Origin of the sequence: Pseudomonas sp. HMSC076A11 (assembly GCF_001810205.1) — a bacterium.
In the GTDB taxonomy this organism is placed as follows: Bacteria; Pseudomonadota; Gammaproteobacteria; order Pseudomonadales; family Pseudomonadaceae; genus Pseudomonas; species Pseudomonas aeruginosa.
Genome location: NZ_KV800267.1, coordinates 75,823 through 91,405, shown reverse-complemented (window position 1 = coordinate 91,405; position 15,583 = coordinate 75,823). Strand labels below are relative to the sequence as shown.

Here is a 15,583-nt window from a genome sequence, read left to right as displayed (position 1 = left end):
CGCAGCGCCGTACGCGTTGCAATAGATCGTCCATGGTGGGTCCCCCTTCGGCAGGAGATATCGTTTCGATCAAGTGGGAATGCCTTCGCGTTTTATTTCCGGGACCGGAATGCTCAAGGCGCGCAATTGCTGGAAGACGTTCATGAATTCGCGGTTGCGCTTGATCTTGCCGTCTTCAAGTTCGAAGGAATGCAGGAAGTGGTTTTCGTAATAACCTTCGGGATATCCGGGGAAAAGAATCTTGCCGTGACCGTCGCATTCGACCCAGAAATGATTGGGGTCGTCGGTTCCGAATATATTTATGTTGTACCACTCCCAATCGGGAAAGCACTTCAATGACCAGACGGCATGTTCCGCAAGTTTGTCTTTGCCACGAATGACGATGGGCGAGCCGGTATCGGTGGTCCATAAACCGCCACAGCCGTCCTCGACGAAAAGTTCATGGCGGCGCAGGCGATCCTGGCCTTTGGTATTCATGTACTTCTCGACGGTGGCGCGATTCTTTTCGCGAAGTTCGTTGGCATCGGTGAAACCGATTGGATTTGTCGTATCAGGCATCGTCAATGCTCCTTGGCGGTAGATGTCATTCAAGTGGGAATACCGTCACGTTTTATTTGCGGAACGGCTATTCCCAATGCGCGCAGTTTCTGTATCGGGTTCATGAACTCGCGATTACGTTTTATCCGGCCGTTCTCGAGTTCGAAGGAATGGATGTAGTGGTTCTCGCAATAGCCCTGCGGATACCCCGGGACCAGCGCCTTGCCGCGCCCGTCGCACTCGACCCAGAAGTGGTTCGGATCCTCGGTCTCGAAGATCCGCACGTTGTGCCACTCCCAGTCGGGGAAGCAGCGCTCGAGCCACTCGGCGAGCCGCCTGAGGCTCTCATGGCCCCGGAAAACCAGGGGTTCGCCGCTTTCCGTGGTCCAGTTGCCGGCGCAGCCGTCCTCGACGAACAGGCTGTGCCGCTGTAACCGTTCGGCCCCCTTCATTGCCATGTAGCGCTCCACCGTGGCGCGATTCAGGCGCCGCAGACGCTCGATGTCGAGGGGTGTTTCCCTGTACCGCTGACCGTTCATGCGCCGCCTCCGAGAGGGCTCTGCAGGTATGCCGGAGAAACTTTTCCCTCGCGGCATCGGTTATTCGCTGGCGCGCAGGAGTTCGTCGCTCGGTAAGGGAGCGATATTCGCTGGGCGCATTGTTTATACGTAGGGTGAAATTTCGCGTTACATATGTTCGCCTGTCGTTTCCAATTTTCGAAAGGCAATAGGAGTTTCATCCCGGGTTTCTTTTGGAAACCTGTCGGTAATGGATTCGCAATGCTTTCGTTAAGGTGCGACAGACGAGGTCGCGAAGACTTTCAGCGTCATTCCGTGAAGTGTTTCAAATAGCCAGCATCCCTGGTCGCTGATGTGGATTGCATAAAACACAGAACGCTCGTACCGGCTCAACTACAAGATCTGGTAGGTGCCAGACAGGGTATGCGGGATTGCTAAGCTGATGCTTCCTGCAATGCCGGAGGTTGTAGCCAAGTTGTAATTTTATTCTTTCGGTACGCAGGAAAAGGCTCTGGAACAGGCAGTTGGAAAGTTCCAGGGTTGTTTCCGCAACGAGATCCAGGGAGCGCTGATCCGGGGGATGAGCGCATTTTTTCTCAAAGTTCCGAATGAACCGGGGTGTTCTGCGGTATTTCTCGCCGAGCGGGCAAGAAGTGCGAAGTAGAGCGCTTGGGTACTTCTCGGGTTACGGAAATGTGTAACGAGAGAGAATAAAAGATGAATAATTCGAATCTTGCTGCTGCGCGTAATTTGATACAAGTTGTTACCGGGGAATGGAAGTCCCGTTGCGTCTACGTCGCTACGCGCCTCGGGCTGGCCGATCTGATCGAGAGCGGGATCGACAGCGACGAGACGCTGGCCGCCGCGGTCGGTTCCGATGCCGAGCGCATCCATCGACTGATGCGCCTGCTGGTGGCCTTCGAGATCTTCCAGGGCGATACCCGCGACGGCTACGCCAATACCCCCACCAGCCACCTGCTGAGGGATGTCGGGGGCTCCTTCCGCGACATGGTGCTGTTCTACGGCGAGGAGTTCCACGCCGCCTGGACGCCCGTCTGCGAGGCGCTGCTCAGCGGTACCCCAGGCTTCGAGCTGGCGTTCGGCGAAGACTTCTACAGCTACCTGAAGCGCTGCCCGGATGCCGGCCGGCGCTTCCTGCTGGCGATGAAGGCGAGCAACCTGGCCTTCCACGAGATCCCCAGGCTCCTGGATTTCCGCGGGCGTAGCTTCGTCGACGTCGGTGGCGGTTCCGGCGAATTGACCAAGGCCATCCTGCAGGCCGAGCCCAGCGCCCGGGGCGTGATGCTCGACCGCGAGGGTTCCCTCGGCGTGGCCCGCGACAACCTCTCCAGCCTGTTGGCAGGGGAGCGCGTCAGCCTGGTGGGCGGCGACATGCTGCAAGAGGTGCCGTCCAACGGCGATATCTACCTGCTGTCGCGGATCATCGGCGATCTGGACGAAGCCGCCAGCCTGCGGTTGCTCGGCAATTGCCGCGAGGCGATGGCCGGCGACGGCCGGGTGGTGGTGATCGAGCGGACCATCTCGGCCAGCGAGCCGTCGCCGATGTCGGTGCTCTGGGACGTGCACCTGTTCATGGCCTGCGCTGGCCGTCACCGCACCACCGAGGAGGTGGTCGACCTGCTCGGGCGCGGCGGCTTCGCGGTGGAGCGGATCGTCGACCTGCCGATGGAAACCCGCATGATCGTCGCTGCCAGGGCCTGAATCGGAACTTTCAACGGTTGGCCCCGGCGGTTTCGCCGGCGGCCAGTTGGCCGGCGCCCGGCGCCAGGTCGCCGCTGCCCCAGCCGAGCGCCTTGTAGAGCGCGATGACGTTGACGAACGAGGCGGTCTCCGCCTGCGCCAGTTCCTCGCGGATCTGGTACAGCGCGCGCTGGTTCTCCAGCACCGCCAGGTAGCTGCCGGCGCCGGCGCGGTAGCGTTCGTTGGCGATCTCCAGGGCGTTCGCGCCATGGGTCGCGGACTGGAACAGGGCGACCAGCCGACGCTGGTGTTCGGCCAGTTGGTTGAGCGCGTTGCCGACGTCCTCCTGGGCCAGCAGCAGGGAGCGCTGGTAGCGCGCCAGCGCGGCGTCGGACTGCGCCTCGACGGCGCGCAGGCGGGCCCGCACGTTGCCCAGGCGGAACGCCGGCCAACTGACGCTGGGCGCCAGTTCGAAGGCGCGCGAGGCGCTGCCGAGGTCGCCGCTGCGCAGGGCGAAGAAACCGATGAAGCCGCCCAGGTCGAGGCGCGGATAGAGTTCGGCGGTGGCCGCGCCGACGTCTTCGGTGCTCGCTGCCAGTTGCCGCTCGGCGCTGACTACGTCGGGGCGCTGGAGGATCAGGCGGTCGACGTCGCCCAGCGGCAGGTTCTTCGCCAATGGCGCGGCGGCGCCGCCGTCGAGGATCGGCGCGCCGCTGCCGGGTGCCTCGCCGCGCAGCACGTCGAGGCGATAGCGGGCGCTCTCCAGCGCGGTCGTCAGTGGCGGAATCGCCGCTTCGCTGCGCAGCAGGTTGGCCTGGGCGTTCTCCACGTCCTCCGGCAGGCCGCTGCCCAGTTGCAGGCTGCTGCGGGTCAGCTCCAGGGTGTCGCGCCAACTGCGCACCTGGGCGCGCGCCACGTCCAGCCGGCGCTGGTAGCCCTGGATCTCGAAGTAGGCGCGGGCGGTGTCGGCGGCGATGCTCAGGCGTACCAGCCGGAGGTCGGCGTCGGCCGCTTCGGCGCGGGCCAGGGCGGCGTCGGAAAGTCGGCCGAGGCGGCCGAACAGGTCGATTTCCCACTGCGCGTCGAAGCCGGCGCGGTAGCTCTCCGCCAGGCGCCGGCGCGGCTCGCCGTCGTAGTCCAGCTGTTGTTCGATGCTGCGGCTGTAGCCGGCCTGGCTGGTGACCTGCGGCAACTGGTCGAGCCAGCGGTCGTCGAACAGCGCGCGGGCGCTGCGCAGGTTGGCGCGGGCCTCGCGGATGTCGTGGTTGCGCGCCAGCGCCTGGTCGACCAGGCGCACCAGTTGCGGATCGTCGAAGAAGCTCCACCAGGGCGCTTCCCGCCGCTCGCCGGAGAACTCGCCGAGGTGCTCGCTGGCGACGCGTGGCGGCGGCGACTGCGGACGCTGGTAGTCGGGGCCGACGCTGCAGGCGGCCAGGCCGGTGCCGACCGCCAGGGCCAGCGCCAGGCGCGAAAGGTTCGGGTAGGAGCGCTTCATGCCTTGTTCACCAGCAGATCGGCCTCGGCCAGTTGCCGGCTGCGCGGGCTCTTGTCGACTTCCGCGTGGTTGCGCGCCAGCAGGGTATAGACGGTGGGCAGCACGAACAGGGTGAAGAGGGTGCCGACCAGCATCCCGGAGACGATCACCACGCCCAGGCCGAAGCGGCTGGCGGCGCCGGCGCCGCTGGCGAAGAGCAGCGGCACCAGGCCGAAGACCATTGCCGCGGTGGTCATCAGCACCGGCCGCAGGCGGATCTGCGCGGCGCGCAGGATCGCCGCGCGGCGGTCGAGGCGCTCGTGGAGTTGCAGTTCGTTGGCGAACTCGACCATGAGGATGCCGTGCTTGCTGATCAGGCCGATCAGGGTGACCAGGCCGATCTGCGTATAGATGTTCATCGTCGCGTAGCCCAGCGCCAGCGGCAGCAGCGCGCCGCAGATCGACAGCGGCACGGTGATCAGGATGATCAGCGGGTCGGCCAGGCTCTCGTACTGCGCGGCGAGCACCAGGTAGATCACCACCAGGGCGGCGAGGAAGGCGAACACCAGGGTGTTGCCTTCCTGGGTGTATTGCCGCGAGTCGGATTGCCAGTCGTGGCTGAAGCCGGCCGGCAGGCCGCGCGCCACGTCGTCGAGGAAGGCCACCGCCTGGCCCATGGAGACGCCGGGCGCGGGGATCGCCTGGAGGGTCGCGGCGTTCTGCTGGTCGAACTGGATCAGCTTGTTCGGTTCGACCTGAAGCGCCACCCGGACCACCGTCGACAGCGGCACCAGGTTGCCGTCCTGGGTGCGCACGAACTGTCGTGCCAGCGCTTGCGGAGTGAAACGCTGGTCGCGCAGGCTCTGTGGGATCACGTCGTAGGAGCGGCCCTCCATGCCGAAGCGGTTGACGTAGTTCTCGCCCACCAGCACCGCCAGCGACTCGCCGATGTCCTGCATGCGGATGCCCAGGCTGTTGGCCTTGGCGCGGTCGATGCGGACCTGGACCACCGGGTTGTTGTAGTCGAGGTCGCTGTCGACCACCACGAACAGCCCGCTCTGTCGGGCCTTCTGCTTGATCTCTTCCATGGTCCGGTAGAGCACCGGGTAGTCCTGCGGGCTGCGCAGCACCATCTGCACCGGCAGGCCGCCGGTGGAGCCGGGCAGGGCGGCCAACTGGAAGGCGAAGATGCTGCTGCCCTCGACATCGCCGACCTTGCCTTGCAGCTCGGACTGGATCGCCGAGGCGTCGCGCTCGCGTTTTTCCCAGGCCGCCAGGTTGATCCCGCCGAAGCTCGCCGCCGGTCCGTCGGTGCCGTTGATGATCCAGGTGCTCACGGTTTCCGGGATGCTGGTGTAGACCTGGTCGAGCTTGCGCGCGAACAGTTCGACATAGTCGAGGTTGGCGTGCTGCGGCGCCTTGATCGCGGTGAGCACCGCGGCCTGGTCCTCGGTCGGCGCCAGTTCGCGCTTGGGCATCGAATACAGCAGCGGCAGGCTGATGCACACCAGCAATGCCAGGCCGCCGGTCAGCCAGCGGTGGCCCAGGGAGAACTCCAGGACCTGCCCGTAGCGCCGCGTCAGGCCGCCGAAGAACCACTCGGCGGCGCGGCCCATGCGCCCCTCGTTCTGGTGCGCCTGGAGCAGCAGCGAACTCATCACCGGCGACAGGGTCAGCGCCACCACCCCGGACACGATCACCGCGCCCGCCAGGGTCAGGGCGAACTCGCGGAACAGCGCGCCGGTGAGGCCGCCCATCAGGCCGATGGGGGTGTACACGGCGGCCAGGGTGATGGTCATGGCGATCACCGGGCCGGCCACTTCGCGGGCGCCGATCAGCGCCGCCGCCACCGGCGACTTGCCTTCCTCGATGTGGCGGTGGACGTTCTCCACCACCACGATGGCGTCGTCCACCACCAGCCCGATGGCCAGCACCATCGCCAGCAGGGTCAGCAGGTTGACGCTGAAGCCGAAGGCCAGCATCAGCGCGGCGGCGCCGAGCATCGACAGGGGAATGGTCGCCACCGGGATCAGCACGCTGCGCAGCGAGCCGAGGCAGAGGTAGATCACCAGCACCACGATCAGCAGCGCTTCCACCAGGGTCCGCACCACCTCGTCGATGGAGGCCTGGATGAAGCGCGAAGTTTCGTAGGCGAGGTCGACGCGGACATCCGGCGGCAGGGTCTTCTGGATCTCCGGCAGCAGCTTGCGGATGCCGTCGACGATCACCAGCGGGTTGCCGGTGGGCGTCGGGAACAACCCCAGGTGCACCGCCGGGTCGCCGTCCATCAGTGCGCTGGTCTCGGTGGCCGCGGCGCCCAGTTCGACGGTACCGACGTCGCGCAGGCGCACCAGGCCGTTGCCATCGTTGCGGATGACCATCTCGCGGAAGTCGTCGACGTTGGTCAGGTCGGTGTTGACCCGCACGTTGGACAGCACGTACTGCCCCTTCACCATCCCCGGCGCCGCCTGGTAGTTGTTGCGGCGGATCGCCTCGGCCACGTCGGAGGCGGTCAGGCCGCGCCCGGCGAGGCGGTCGGCGTCGAGCCAGAGGCGCATGGCCAGGCGCTGGCCGCCAAAGGTCTGGACCTTGGCCACGCCGTCGATGGAAGAGAACATCGGCTCGACCACCCGCGACAGGTAGTCGGTCAACGCCGGGATCGGCAGGGTCTTGCTGGAAAAGCCGACGTAGGCTACCGCGGTGGTCTCGCCGGAAGAGCGTTCGATCACCGAGTCGTAGGCACGCTCGGGCAGCTTGTAGCGCACCGAGTTGACCTTGGCCATGGTCTCGGTCATCGCCTGGGTCGAATCGCGGTTGAGCAGCATGCGGATGGTCACCACGCTACGCCCCTGCACCGAGGTCGAGGAAAGGTAGTCGATGCCCTCCACCGACGACACCGCCTGGGCGATCGGCTGGGTGACGAAGCCTTGCATGAGATCGGCGGAGGCGCCGGGGTACTCGGTGGTGACGGTGATGGTCGAGCTTTCCAGCAGCGGGTACTGGCGGATCGGCAGCTTGCCCAGGGAGAACAGGCCGAGCAGCAGGATCAGCGTGCTGACCACCAGCGCCAGCACCGGCCGGCGGACGAACAGGGCGGTAAAGGTCATCGCGGGGTTCCTTCAGCGGCCTGCGACCGGCACGGGGGGCGCGGCGCTGCTCAGGGTGTCTTCCTTGACCGGTTCCACGGCCATCCCGTCGCTCAGGTTGATCTGTCCGGAAGTCACTACCCGGTCGCCCTCGGCGAGGCCCTGGAGGATTTCCACGCGACCGTCCCAGCGCTCGCCGATCCGCACCGAGACGCGCTTGGCGCTGAGCGGCCGGTCGCCGTCCTGGTGGGCGACGAACACGGTGTCGCCGTAGGCGGTGTAGGTGACTGCGGTTTCCGGCACGCTCAGCGACGGCGCGTCGGCTTTGCGCGAGACCCGGATGCTGGCGAACATGCCGGCGGCGAGCAGGCCTTCGGGGTTGTCCAGCAAGGCCTGGACCTGCACCGTGCGCGACTTGCCGATCAGCGGGTCGATGGCGCTGATGCGCGCCGGGAAGCTGCGCCCCGGATAGGCGTCGACCAGGACCTCGAGGGGCTGGCCGAGCTTCAGCTCGGGACTGGTGCTTTCGTCCAGGGAGAAATTGCTTTTCAGGGTCCGCGCATCCACCAGGCTGGCCACCGGCTCGGCGACGCCGAGGTACTGGCCGAGGTGCACGCGGCGGATGCCGAGCTGGCCGGAGAAGGGCGCGCGGATCGCCTTCTGGTCGATCAGCGCCTGGGTCTGGCGCACCGCGCCGAGCGCCATGTCGCGGGCGGCGACGGCGTTGTCCAGCTGTTCCTGCGAGGCGACGTTGCGCTCTACCAGCTTGCGCGCACGGGCATGGAGGATCTCGGCATTGCGCAACTGCGCCTTGAGACGGATCAGCTCGGCCTGTTCCACCGCGTCGTTGAGTTGCACCAGCAACTGCCCTTGCTGCACCTGCTGGCCCGATTCGAAGGCGATGCGGGTGATCCGTCCTGCCGCTTCGGCGGCCACCTGGACCTGGCGACCGGCCTCCAGCTCGCCGACGCCATCGAAGACGCGCGGCACCACCCGCCGCTCCACCGAGGCGAGGGCGACCTTTACCGGCGGGTAGCCGGCGAAACCGCCGGCGTCTTTCTTCGCCGAGCCGGTGGCGTAGACGGCGATGCCGATAACCGCCGCGCAGATGAGCGCGGCACTGGCGATCAGGACGGGTTTCTGCATGATCGCCTCAGGCCTTCTGGTAGGTGGCGGCCACGGAGACGTCCTGGCGCAGCCGCTGGCGTTGCGCGCTGGCGATGGCCGTGGCGATCAGGCCGCCGATCACCGCGATGTGTTCGAGGGCGAAGAACATCGCCAGCTTGGCTTCGACGCCGGTCTTGCTCCAGAAGGTGTGGACGATGAGGATGGTCAGCAGCAGGAACACCGCCAGCGCCCCGGCGCCGAGCCATAGCTTGCGGTCCAGCAGGACCAGCGCGGAGCCGGCCAGCAGGGTCACGGCGGTGGCGATGTTGAACAGCCAGGCCGGCTCCAGGCCGGCGGCGCGCATTTCCTCCAGGCTGGCCTGATAGTCGAACAGCTTCGCCAGTCCCGAGGCGACGAACATCAGGGCCAGGCAGATCCGGGCGGTCAGCCAGAGCCAGTTGCTTTCGAGCGAGTTATCGATGAAGCGCTGCATGGGTCGTTCCTTGTGCTGGTCGCCATCCGGCGCCGCGAAGCGGCCGTGGGGGCGGTTCGTGGTCCTGGGGAAACGGGGCGGTATGACCGCAGCGGGGACTATAAAACCTCAAGTTAAGTTGAGGTCAAGGGCGTCTGTGATTAGCGCTATAGGCCTTGCTGGGCGTGGGTTGCAGGTGGATTCGTTGGTGTCGCGGGACGGTGGGATGAGGGGCTGACGATTGGTCGCGGGGACTATTGGGGGAGGGCCTGGGTGTAGCTTGCGGGCAACCCGTCGCGACGGTTCCCCCTGGAGCGAGACGCCTTCGCGGCATCACTGTCGCTCGACCCGCTGCGCGACGATTCGACCTCCTGCCGGGGCGAGTTAGCTACCCCATCGTCTGGAGGGCAAGCATGGCAAACCTCTACGTGGCGGATCCTGGTTCCGTAGGGCGAATAACCGCTTGCGGTTATCCGCCGGTTCTCCGGGACAGCGGCGGATAACGCCCCTCGCGTTATTCGCCCTACAGGACTTGCCGTATGTGGGCGGAAGCTCCATGCCTGTGGGCCTTGGAGCCAGGGCGGGCTTCGGGTCTGGCTCCGTGGTGCGGATGACCGCTTAGCGCCGATCCGCCGGCCCAGCGGCGTATCGGCGGATGGCCGAGTGCAAGGTCACGGCACCGCCACGAAGCGCAGATCGCTCGGCGACCCCACCTCGACGCTTTGCAGCGTCTTGCCCACCTGGCCGCTCTGCGGATCGCGGGCGAACACCCGCAACTGGTCGCTGTTCTGGTTGGCCACGAGGACGAAGCGCCCGCCGGGCGAGAAGGCGAATTCGCGCGGCTCGGTGCCTTCCACCGAGCGCCGTTCGACGAAACGCAACTGGCCGCTGGCCGGGTCGACGGCGAAGGTCACCAGTTGGTTGTCGTCGCCGCGATTGAGCACGCCGAGGAAGCGGCCGTCGGCGGACAGGTGCAGGGCGCCGGCGCCGACTTTGCCCTGGAAGCCGGCAGGCGCCAGGTCGTGGGTCTGCAACTGACGCAGGCGGCCATTGCCCTCATGGGCGAACACCATCACCTGGCCGCTCAGTTCCAGGGTCAGGTAGGCGAAACGCCCGTCGGCGCTGAAGATCAGATGGCGCGGGCCGCTGCCGGGCGGGGTCGGGACGAATGCCGGATCGGCCGCCTGCAGCGGACGTTCGGCCTGTTCCGGGGCGTAGCGGTAGACGAATACCTTGTCGGCGCCGAGGTCGGGGGCGAACAGGTACTGGCCGTCGGGCGAGGACACCACCGAGTGCACATGACCGGAAACCTGGCGCGGATGCACCTTGCTGGCCTGGTGCGACTCCACCTGCACCACCGGCGCCAGCGAGCCGTCCGCGCGCACCGGCAGTACCGCCACCGAGCCTTCCGGCTGTACCGAGTAGTTGGCGACGAACAGGTAGCGACCGTCGTGGCTGAGGCTGCTGTAGGTCGGATGATCGCCGAGGGTCTGGACCTGGCTGATCTGTTGCAGGCGGCCGCTGATCGGATCGAAACGGTAGGACGTGGCGCGACCGACGGTATCGCCCTTGCCGCCCCGTCCGTTCTCGTTGACCACGAACAGAGTGCGTTGGTCCGGGGCGAAGGTCAGGTACGAGGGGTTGCTGGTATGGGCCACGCGCAGCGGGCCTTTCACCGAGCCGTCGGCGCCGTCGAAGCGGTATACCTGGATGCCTTCGCTGGAGCCTTCGGTATAGGTCCCCACCAGCAGGTTGTAGAGGCTGGCGGCCTGGGCCTGGGGCGCCACGCCGGTGAGCGGCGCGAGGGCCAGCAGGCAGAGGGTGGGCAGTCTTCTCATGGGCAACTCCTTGGCTCGCTATTGTTCTGATGGCTCGGGGTTGGACCGGAGCCAGGCCGTTGGGTTCGCCCCTGGCCGCTCAGTCGCCGGCCTGGCCCAGCACGCCGCGCCAGCGTTCGAAGGCGGCGGTCGCGTAGCCTTCGCGCCAGACCAGCCAGGTGTCTACTTCGGCAAGGGGCAGGCTGCGCAGCGGCGGCGTGCCGAGCAGTTGCAGCACCGAGCGCGGCAGCACGCCGACACAGGCGCCGGCGGCGACGCAGGCGAGGATCGCATGGTAGGAGCCGACTTCCTGCACCGTCAGCGGCGTGCCCAGGCTGTCCTCGGCCAGTTGCCGGTAGGTGCAGCCACGGGCGAAGCCGGCCAGGGTGCGCAGGCGCACCTCGGCGACGTCGTGGACCGGCGGGTGTTCGGCCGGCAGGATCATCAGCAGTTCCTCGCGGAACAGCGGCTCGCCGCGCAGGCCGCTGCCATCGAGTTCGCCGGCCCAGCCCGGGCCGGCGGCCACCAGCGCGCAGTCCAGGCGCCGCGCCCGCACCCCATCGAACAACGCGCGACTGGTGCCGGTGGAGACTTCCAGGGCGACCCGCGGACAGGCCTTGTGATAGCTCGCCAGCAGCGCCGGCAGGCGGCTGGCCGCGGTGCTTTCCATGCTGCCCAGGCGCAGGCGCCCGCCGGGCTCGGCGGGATGCATCGACTGACGCGCCTCGTCGGCGAGAGCCAGCAACTGCTCGGCGTAGGCGAGGAATTCGCTGCCGCGTTCGGTCAGGCTCATGCGCTTGCCGTCGCGCAGGAACAGTTCGACGCCCAGGTCCTCCTCGAGCTGGCGGATCCGCGTGGTGACGTTCGACTGCGCTCGCTGCAACTGCTGAGCGGCGCGGGTGACGCTGGCCTCGTGGGCGACCGCGCGGAAGATTTCGAGGGAGGAAAGGTCCATCGATATATCTCTTTATGAGAATGAATTGTTAAAAATATTCTTTTATGAAGATATATTGGTCAAGCGTCGGCCGACGCGGTGTCGTCCGACCGGGAGAGGGAATCGCCATGACTGACCGCTTCACGCGCCTGCTCGGCATCCAGCAGCCGATCATCCAGGCACCCATGCTCGGCGTCTCCACGCCGGCGCTGGCCGCCGCCGTATCCAACGCCGGCGGGCTCGGTTCGATCGCCATCACCGGTAGCGCCGCCGAGAAGGGCCGGGCGCTGATCCGCGAGGTGCGCGGGCTGACCGACAAGCCGTTCAACGTCAACCTGTTCTGCCACCGCCCGGGGCAGGCCGACCCGGCCCGCGAGCGCGCCTGGCTGGACTACCTGAAGCCGCTGTTCGCCGAGTTCGGCGCCGAGCCGCCGGCGCGCCTGAACAACATCTACCTGAGTTTCCTCGAAGACCCGACCCTGCTGCCGATGCTGCTGGAAGAGCGGCCGGCGGCGGTCAGCTTCCATTTCGGCGCGCCGCCCCGCGACCAGGTTCGCGCGTTGCAGGCGGCGGGCATCCGCGTACTGGTCTGTGCCACCACGCCGGAGGAAGCAGCCCTGGGGGAGGCCGCCGGCGCCGATGCGGTGGTCGCCCAGGGCATCGAGGCCGGTGGCCATCGCGGGGTGTTCGAGCCGGAGCGCGGCGACGCCGCCATCGGCACCCTGGCGCTGGTCCGCCTGCTGGCGGCGCGCGGTTCGCTACCGGTGGTGGCTGCCGGCGGGATCATGGACGGACGGGGCATCCGCGCCGCCCTGGAGCTGGGCGCGAGCGCCGTGCAGATGGGCACCGCCTTCGTCCTCTGTCCGGAGTCCTCGGCCAACGCCGCCTACCGCGAGGCGCTGAAGGGGCCGCGCGCGGCGCGCACCGCGCTGACCGTGACCATGTCCGGGCGCAGCGCCCGCGGCCTGCCCAACCGGATGTTCTTCGATGCCGCCGCGCCTGGAGTGCCGCCCTTGCCGGACTATCCGTTCGTCTACGACGCGACCAAAGCGTTGCAGACCGCCGCTCTGGCTCGCGGCAACCATGATTTCGCCGCCCAGTGGGCCGGCCAGGGCGCGGCGCTGGCGCGGGAGCTGCCGGCCGCCGAACTGCTGCGCACGCTGGTCGAGGAACTGCGCGGCTGAGGGAGGCCGTTCGCTGCGCGCGACGATGACTGTCTCTGTTCAGTTACCCCTGTGTTGTGCTTTTCTGCCTCCAGCACTGGAACGACAGGTGGAACATGGGACAGGACAAGTTGAAGGTCGCCGTTCTCTTCGGCGGCAGCAGTGAGGAACGGGACGTCTCCATCGCCAGCGGCGCGCAGGTGATCCAGGCGTTGCGCAGCGCCGGCCACCAGGTGCTGGCGGTGGATACCGCCAGCGGCCTGCTCGGCGCGGAGGAAGAGCGCCGCCTGCTGGCGAGCAAGGTCAAGGAGGTCCCGCCGGACTCCGACTCGCTGGCGATCATCCGCAGCGGCAAGCAGAGCCTGCTGAGCGCCGGCGAACTGGCTGGGGTCGACGTGTTCTTCCTCGCCCTGCACGGCGGCACCGGCGAGGACGGCACCCTGCAGGCGCTGCTGGATGCCGGTGGTTTCGCCTATACCGGCAGCGGCCACCTGGCCAGCGCCATGGCGATGGACAAGGACGTGGCCAAGCGCCTGTTCCTCGCCGCCGGGGTGGAGACCGCCAGTTGGCTGATGGCGCCGGCCTCGGAAGAGGCGGTGCGCGAGCAACTGGGCTTCCCCCTGGTGGTCAAGCCGAACAGCCAGGGCTCCACCGTGGGGCTGTCCATCGTGCATTCCCAGGCCGAATTGCAGCCGGCCATCGAGCTGGCCGGGCGCTATGGCGACGAGGTGATGCTGGAGCGCTTCGTCGCCGGCCGCGAGGTCACCGTCGGGGTGCTCGACGACCAGGCGCTGCCGGTGGGCGAGATTCTCCTCGGCGGCCAGGAGGTCTTCGACTACGAGCACAAGTACCAGGCCGGCGCGGTGCGCGAGGTGTTTCCCGCCGACCTGCCGCCGGCGATCGCCGCCGAGGCCCAGCGTCTGGCGCTGAAGGTACACCGGGCGCTGAAGCTGAGCGGCTACAGCCGCACCGACTTCCGCCTCGACGAACAGGGCCGGCTCTGGTGCCTGGAGGTCAATCCCCTGCCGGGCATGCCCGCCACCAGCCTGCTGCCGCAGGCCGCGGCGGCGGCCGGGATCGGTTTCGCCGAACTCTGCGAGCGGATCTGCCGGCTCGGCATCGAGCGCTGCAAGGGCGCGCGCAAGGCGCGTTCCTGATTCCCGCGGCCCGCCGCCGGGGCGGGCCGCGCCTTTCGCTCAGGCCTCGAGGTTCTCGACCCGCTCGAGGGTGTCGTAGAGGCTGTAGCGCTCCTGTTCGTCGCGTCGCACCCGGCCCATGGCGACGCACGGATCATGGGTGAAGACCAGTCGGCCGTTGCGGGCGATGAGGCTGTCCAGCAGGCGTTCCTTTTCCTCGATCAGGCCTTCCGGGAAGCGGTCGTAGCCCATGGTCAGCGGTAGGTGTACCCAGGGTGCGCCGGGGATCAGGTCGCCGCTGAATACCACCGGGCCGTCGGGCATGGCGATCTCCGGGAGCATCTGGCCCGGGGTATGGCCTTCGCTGAAATGGAAACGCCAGCCCTCGCCCAGGTGCGCCGAGCGCTCGCCGTCGTCGAGCAGCTCCAGGCGTCCGCTGGCCTGCAGCAGGTCGAGCAGTTCCGGCACGAACGAGGCTCGGTCGCGCGGGTGCGGCTGGCGCGCGCGCTGCCAGTGGCGGCGGCCGCTGACGAAATGCGCGTTGGGGAACAGCAGGCGCGCCGGCTGGCCTTCTTCCCAGGCGGCGAGCAGGCCGCCGGCGTGGTCGAAGTGTAGGTGGGTGAGCAGCACCACGTCGATGTCGGCGTCGTCCAGGCCGACCGCGGCGAGGCTGTCGAGCAGTACGTGGCGCTCTTCCTGGACGCCGTAGCGCTGGCGCAGGGCGGGCGGGAAGAACGCGCCGATGCCGGTCTCCACCAGTACGTTGCGCTCGCCGTCGCGCACCAGCAGGGCACGGCAGCCGAGGTCGATGCGGTTCTCCGCATCGGGCTGCATCCAGCGTGACCAGAGCGCGCGCGGAGCATTGCCGAACATGGCGCCGCCGTCGAGTTTCTGGCTGTTGCCGAGGAGGGTGGTGAGGGTTCGCATGGATATGTCCTTGTTCCTGGTCTAGCGAATAACCGGCGGTTGCGTCGTTTTTCAAGAATGCCTGGCCGGCTTCCCGGGCGTCGTAGGGCGAATAACCGCTTCGCGGTTATCCGCCGTTATCGCGGGCTGTCGGCGGACAGCGCGTTGCATGCTGTCCCGGAAAAAACACGCGGCCCACGGGCCGCGCGACGGAAGCTTCAGAACTGTTCCGCCTCCAGGCCGTACAGGCTTTCGCTGCCGGCTTCGACGGCGGCGGCGAGGGAGTGCACGCGGGGCAGGATGCGGGCGAAGTAGAAGCGCGCGGTGGCCAGCTTGCCGTCGTGGAACGCCGGGTCGGCCTCGCGCTGGCGCAGCGCGGCGGCGGCCATGCGCGCCCAGAGGTAGGCGTAGGCGGTATAGCCGAACAGATGCAGGTATTCCACCGAGGCTGCGCCGATCTCGCGCGGGTCGTTGCCGGCGCGGGCGACGATGCCCTGGGTGAGGTTGTCCAGCAGGTCCAGGGCGGTCAGCAGCGGGGTGACGAACTCCGCCAGTTCGGCGTTGGCGCCGGCGGCGAAGGCTCGCACCTCGCGGCTGAAGATGGAGAGGAACAGCCCGCCGTTGGCGACCACCTTGCGGCCCATCAGGTCGAGCGCCTGGATGCCGTTGGTGCCTTCGTAGATCTGCGCGATGCGTACGTCGCGCACCAGTTGCTCCTGGCCCCATTCGCGG

Annotated in this window: 13 protein-coding genes; 3 read left to right on the top strand and 10 right to left on the bottom strand. The window is 67.5% G+C overall.

The genetic code is table 11. The features are described from left to right. Positions 1–69: 69 nt before the first annotated feature. Positions 70–558 (bottom strand): phenazine biosynthesis protein PhzB, encoded by a 489-nt coding sequence (phzB, locus tag HMPREF2716_RS02900; protein WP_003123955.1) that lies wholly within the window; start codon positions 556–558, stop codon positions 70–72. A gap of 29 nt (positions 559–587) precedes the next feature. Further along, entirely contained in the window at positions 588–1,076 is a 489-nt protein-coding gene (phzA, locus tag HMPREF2716_RS02895; protein WP_003114729.1) for a phenazine biosynthesis protein PhzA, read from the bottom strand. Between the two features lie 696 nt (positions 1,077–1,772). On the opposite strand from phzA, the gene phzM reads away from it, so the two are divergent. Further along, on the top strand, positions 1,773–2,777 hold the full coding sequence (phzM, locus tag HMPREF2716_RS02890; RefSeq protein WP_023518040.1) for a phenazine-1-carboxylate N-methyltransferase PhzM: 1,005 nt from the start codon (positions 1,773–1,775) through the stop codon (positions 2,775–2,777). A gap of 10 nt (positions 2,778–2,787) precedes the next feature. Here phzM and opmD read toward each other — a convergent pair whose 3' ends face one another. The 6 genes from opmD to nmoR all read right to left on the bottom strand — a co-directional run bounded on the left by opmD (position 2,788) and on the right by nmoR (position 11,667). Beyond that, entirely contained in the window at positions 2,788–4,251 is a 1,464-nt protein-coding gene (opmD, locus tag HMPREF2716_RS02885; RefSeq protein WP_003104727.1) for a multidrug efflux transporter outer membrane subunit OpmD, read from the bottom strand. After that, on the bottom strand, positions 4,248–7,337 hold the full coding sequence (mexI, locus tag HMPREF2716_RS02880; protein WP_070621798.1) for a multidrug efflux RND transporter permease MexI: 3,090 nt from the start codon (positions 7,335–7,337) through the stop codon (positions 4,248–4,250). Before mexI ends, opmD begins: the two co-directional genes overlap by 4 nt. Positions 7,338–7,349: 12 nt before the next feature. After that, on the bottom strand, positions 7,350–8,462 hold the full coding sequence (mexH, locus tag HMPREF2716_RS02875) for a multidrug efflux RND transporter periplasmic adaptor MexH (RefSeq protein ID WP_003104731.1): 1,113 nt from the start codon (positions 8,460–8,462) through the stop codon (positions 7,350–7,352). 7 nt (positions 8,463–8,469) lie between these two features. Next, entirely contained in the window at positions 8,470–8,916 is a 447-nt protein-coding gene (gene mexG / locus HMPREF2716_RS02870) for a multidrug efflux RND transporter inhibitory subunit MexG (protein ID WP_003093607.1), read from the bottom strand. Between the two features lie 650 nt (positions 8,917–9,566). Next, positions 9,567–10,733, bottom strand: coding sequence for a gluconolactonase PpgL (gene ppgL / locus HMPREF2716_RS02865; RefSeq protein ID WP_003093604.1), 1,167 nt, complete (start codon positions 10,731–10,733; stop codon positions 9,567–9,569). Between the two features lie 79 nt (positions 10,734–10,812). Next, entirely contained in the window at positions 10,813–11,667 is an 855-nt protein-coding gene (gene nmoR, locus HMPREF2716_RS02860; RefSeq protein ID WP_003104733.1) for a LysR family transcriptional regulator NmoR, read from the bottom strand. A gap of 107 nt (positions 11,668–11,774) precedes the next feature. Between nmoR and nmoA the strand changes: the two genes are divergently transcribed. Both nmoA and HMPREF2716_RS02850 read left to right on the top strand, forming a co-directional pair. Next, on the top strand, positions 11,775–12,830 hold the full coding sequence (gene nmoA, locus HMPREF2716_RS02855) for a nitronate monooxygenase (RefSeq protein ID WP_023518039.1): 1,056 nt from the start codon (positions 11,775–11,777) through the stop codon (positions 12,828–12,830). A gap of 95 nt (positions 12,831–12,925) precedes the next feature. Continuing rightward, positions 12,926–13,966, top strand: a complete 1,041-nt coding sequence (locus HMPREF2716_RS02850) for a D-alanine--D-alanine ligase (protein ID WP_070621797.1) — start codon at positions 12,926–12,928, stop codon at positions 13,964–13,966. A gap of 39 nt (positions 13,967–14,005) precedes the next feature. Here the strand turns inward: HMPREF2716_RS02850 and HMPREF2716_RS02845 are convergent, their stop codons facing one another. Both HMPREF2716_RS02845 and HMPREF2716_RS02840 read right to left on the bottom strand, forming a co-directional pair. Next, positions 14,006–14,872, bottom strand: a complete 867-nt coding sequence (locus HMPREF2716_RS02845) for an MBL fold metallo-hydrolase (RefSeq protein WP_003093600.1) — start codon at positions 14,870–14,872, stop codon at positions 14,006–14,008. A 197-nt stretch (positions 14,873–15,069) separates the two neighbouring features. After that, the coding region (locus HMPREF2716_RS02840; RefSeq protein ID WP_049262476.1) for an acyl-CoA dehydrogenase C-terminal domain-containing protein at positions 15,070–15,583 on the bottom strand (514 nt) is incomplete at its 5' end.

What these genes read in the sequence shown, in the direction of transcription:
- phzB (WP_003123955.1), bottom strand. Translation starts at nt 558, where the DNA reads ATGCCTGATACGACAAATCCAATCGGTTTCACCGATGCCAACGAACTT.
- phzA (WP_003114729.1), bottom strand. Translation starts at nt 1,076, where the DNA reads ATGAACGGTCAGCGGTACAGGGAAACACCCCTCGACATCGAGCGTCTG.
- phzM (WP_023518040.1), top strand. Translation starts at nt 1,773, where the DNA reads ATGAATAATTCGAATCTTGCTGCTGCGCGTAATTTGATACAAGTTGTT.
- opmD (WP_003104727.1), bottom strand. Translation starts at nt 4,251, where the DNA reads ATGAAGCGCTCCTACCCGAACCTTTCGCGCCTGGCGCTGGCCCTGGCG.
- mexI (WP_070621798.1), bottom strand. Translation starts at nt 7,337, where the DNA reads ATGACCTTTACCGCCCTGTTCGTCCGCCGGCCGGTGCTGGCGCTGGTG.
- mexH (WP_003104731.1), bottom strand. Translation starts at nt 8,462, where the DNA reads ATGCAGAAACCCGTCCTGATCGCCAGTGCCGCGCTCATCTGCGCGGCG.
- mexG (WP_003093607.1), bottom strand. Translation starts at nt 8,916, where the DNA reads ATGCAGCGCTTCATCGATAACTCGCTCGAAAGCAACTGGCTCTGGCTG.
- ppgL (WP_003093604.1), bottom strand. Translation starts at nt 10,733, where the DNA reads ATGAGAAGACTGCCCACCCTCTGCCTGCTGGCCCTCGCGCCGCTCACC.
- nmoR (WP_003104733.1), bottom strand. Translation starts at nt 11,667, where the DNA reads ATGGACCTTTCCTCCCTCGAAATCTTCCGCGCGGTCGCCCACGAGGCC.
- nmoA (WP_023518039.1), top strand. Translation starts at nt 11,775, where the DNA reads ATGACTGACCGCTTCACGCGCCTGCTCGGCATCCAGCAGCCGATCATC.
- HMPREF2716_RS02850 (WP_070621797.1), top strand. Translation starts at nt 12,926, where the DNA reads ATGGGACAGGACAAGTTGAAGGTCGCCGTTCTCTTCGGCGGCAGCAGT.
- HMPREF2716_RS02845 (WP_003093600.1), bottom strand. Translation starts at nt 14,872, where the DNA reads ATGCGAACCCTCACCACCCTCCTCGGCAACAGCCAGAAACTCGACGGC.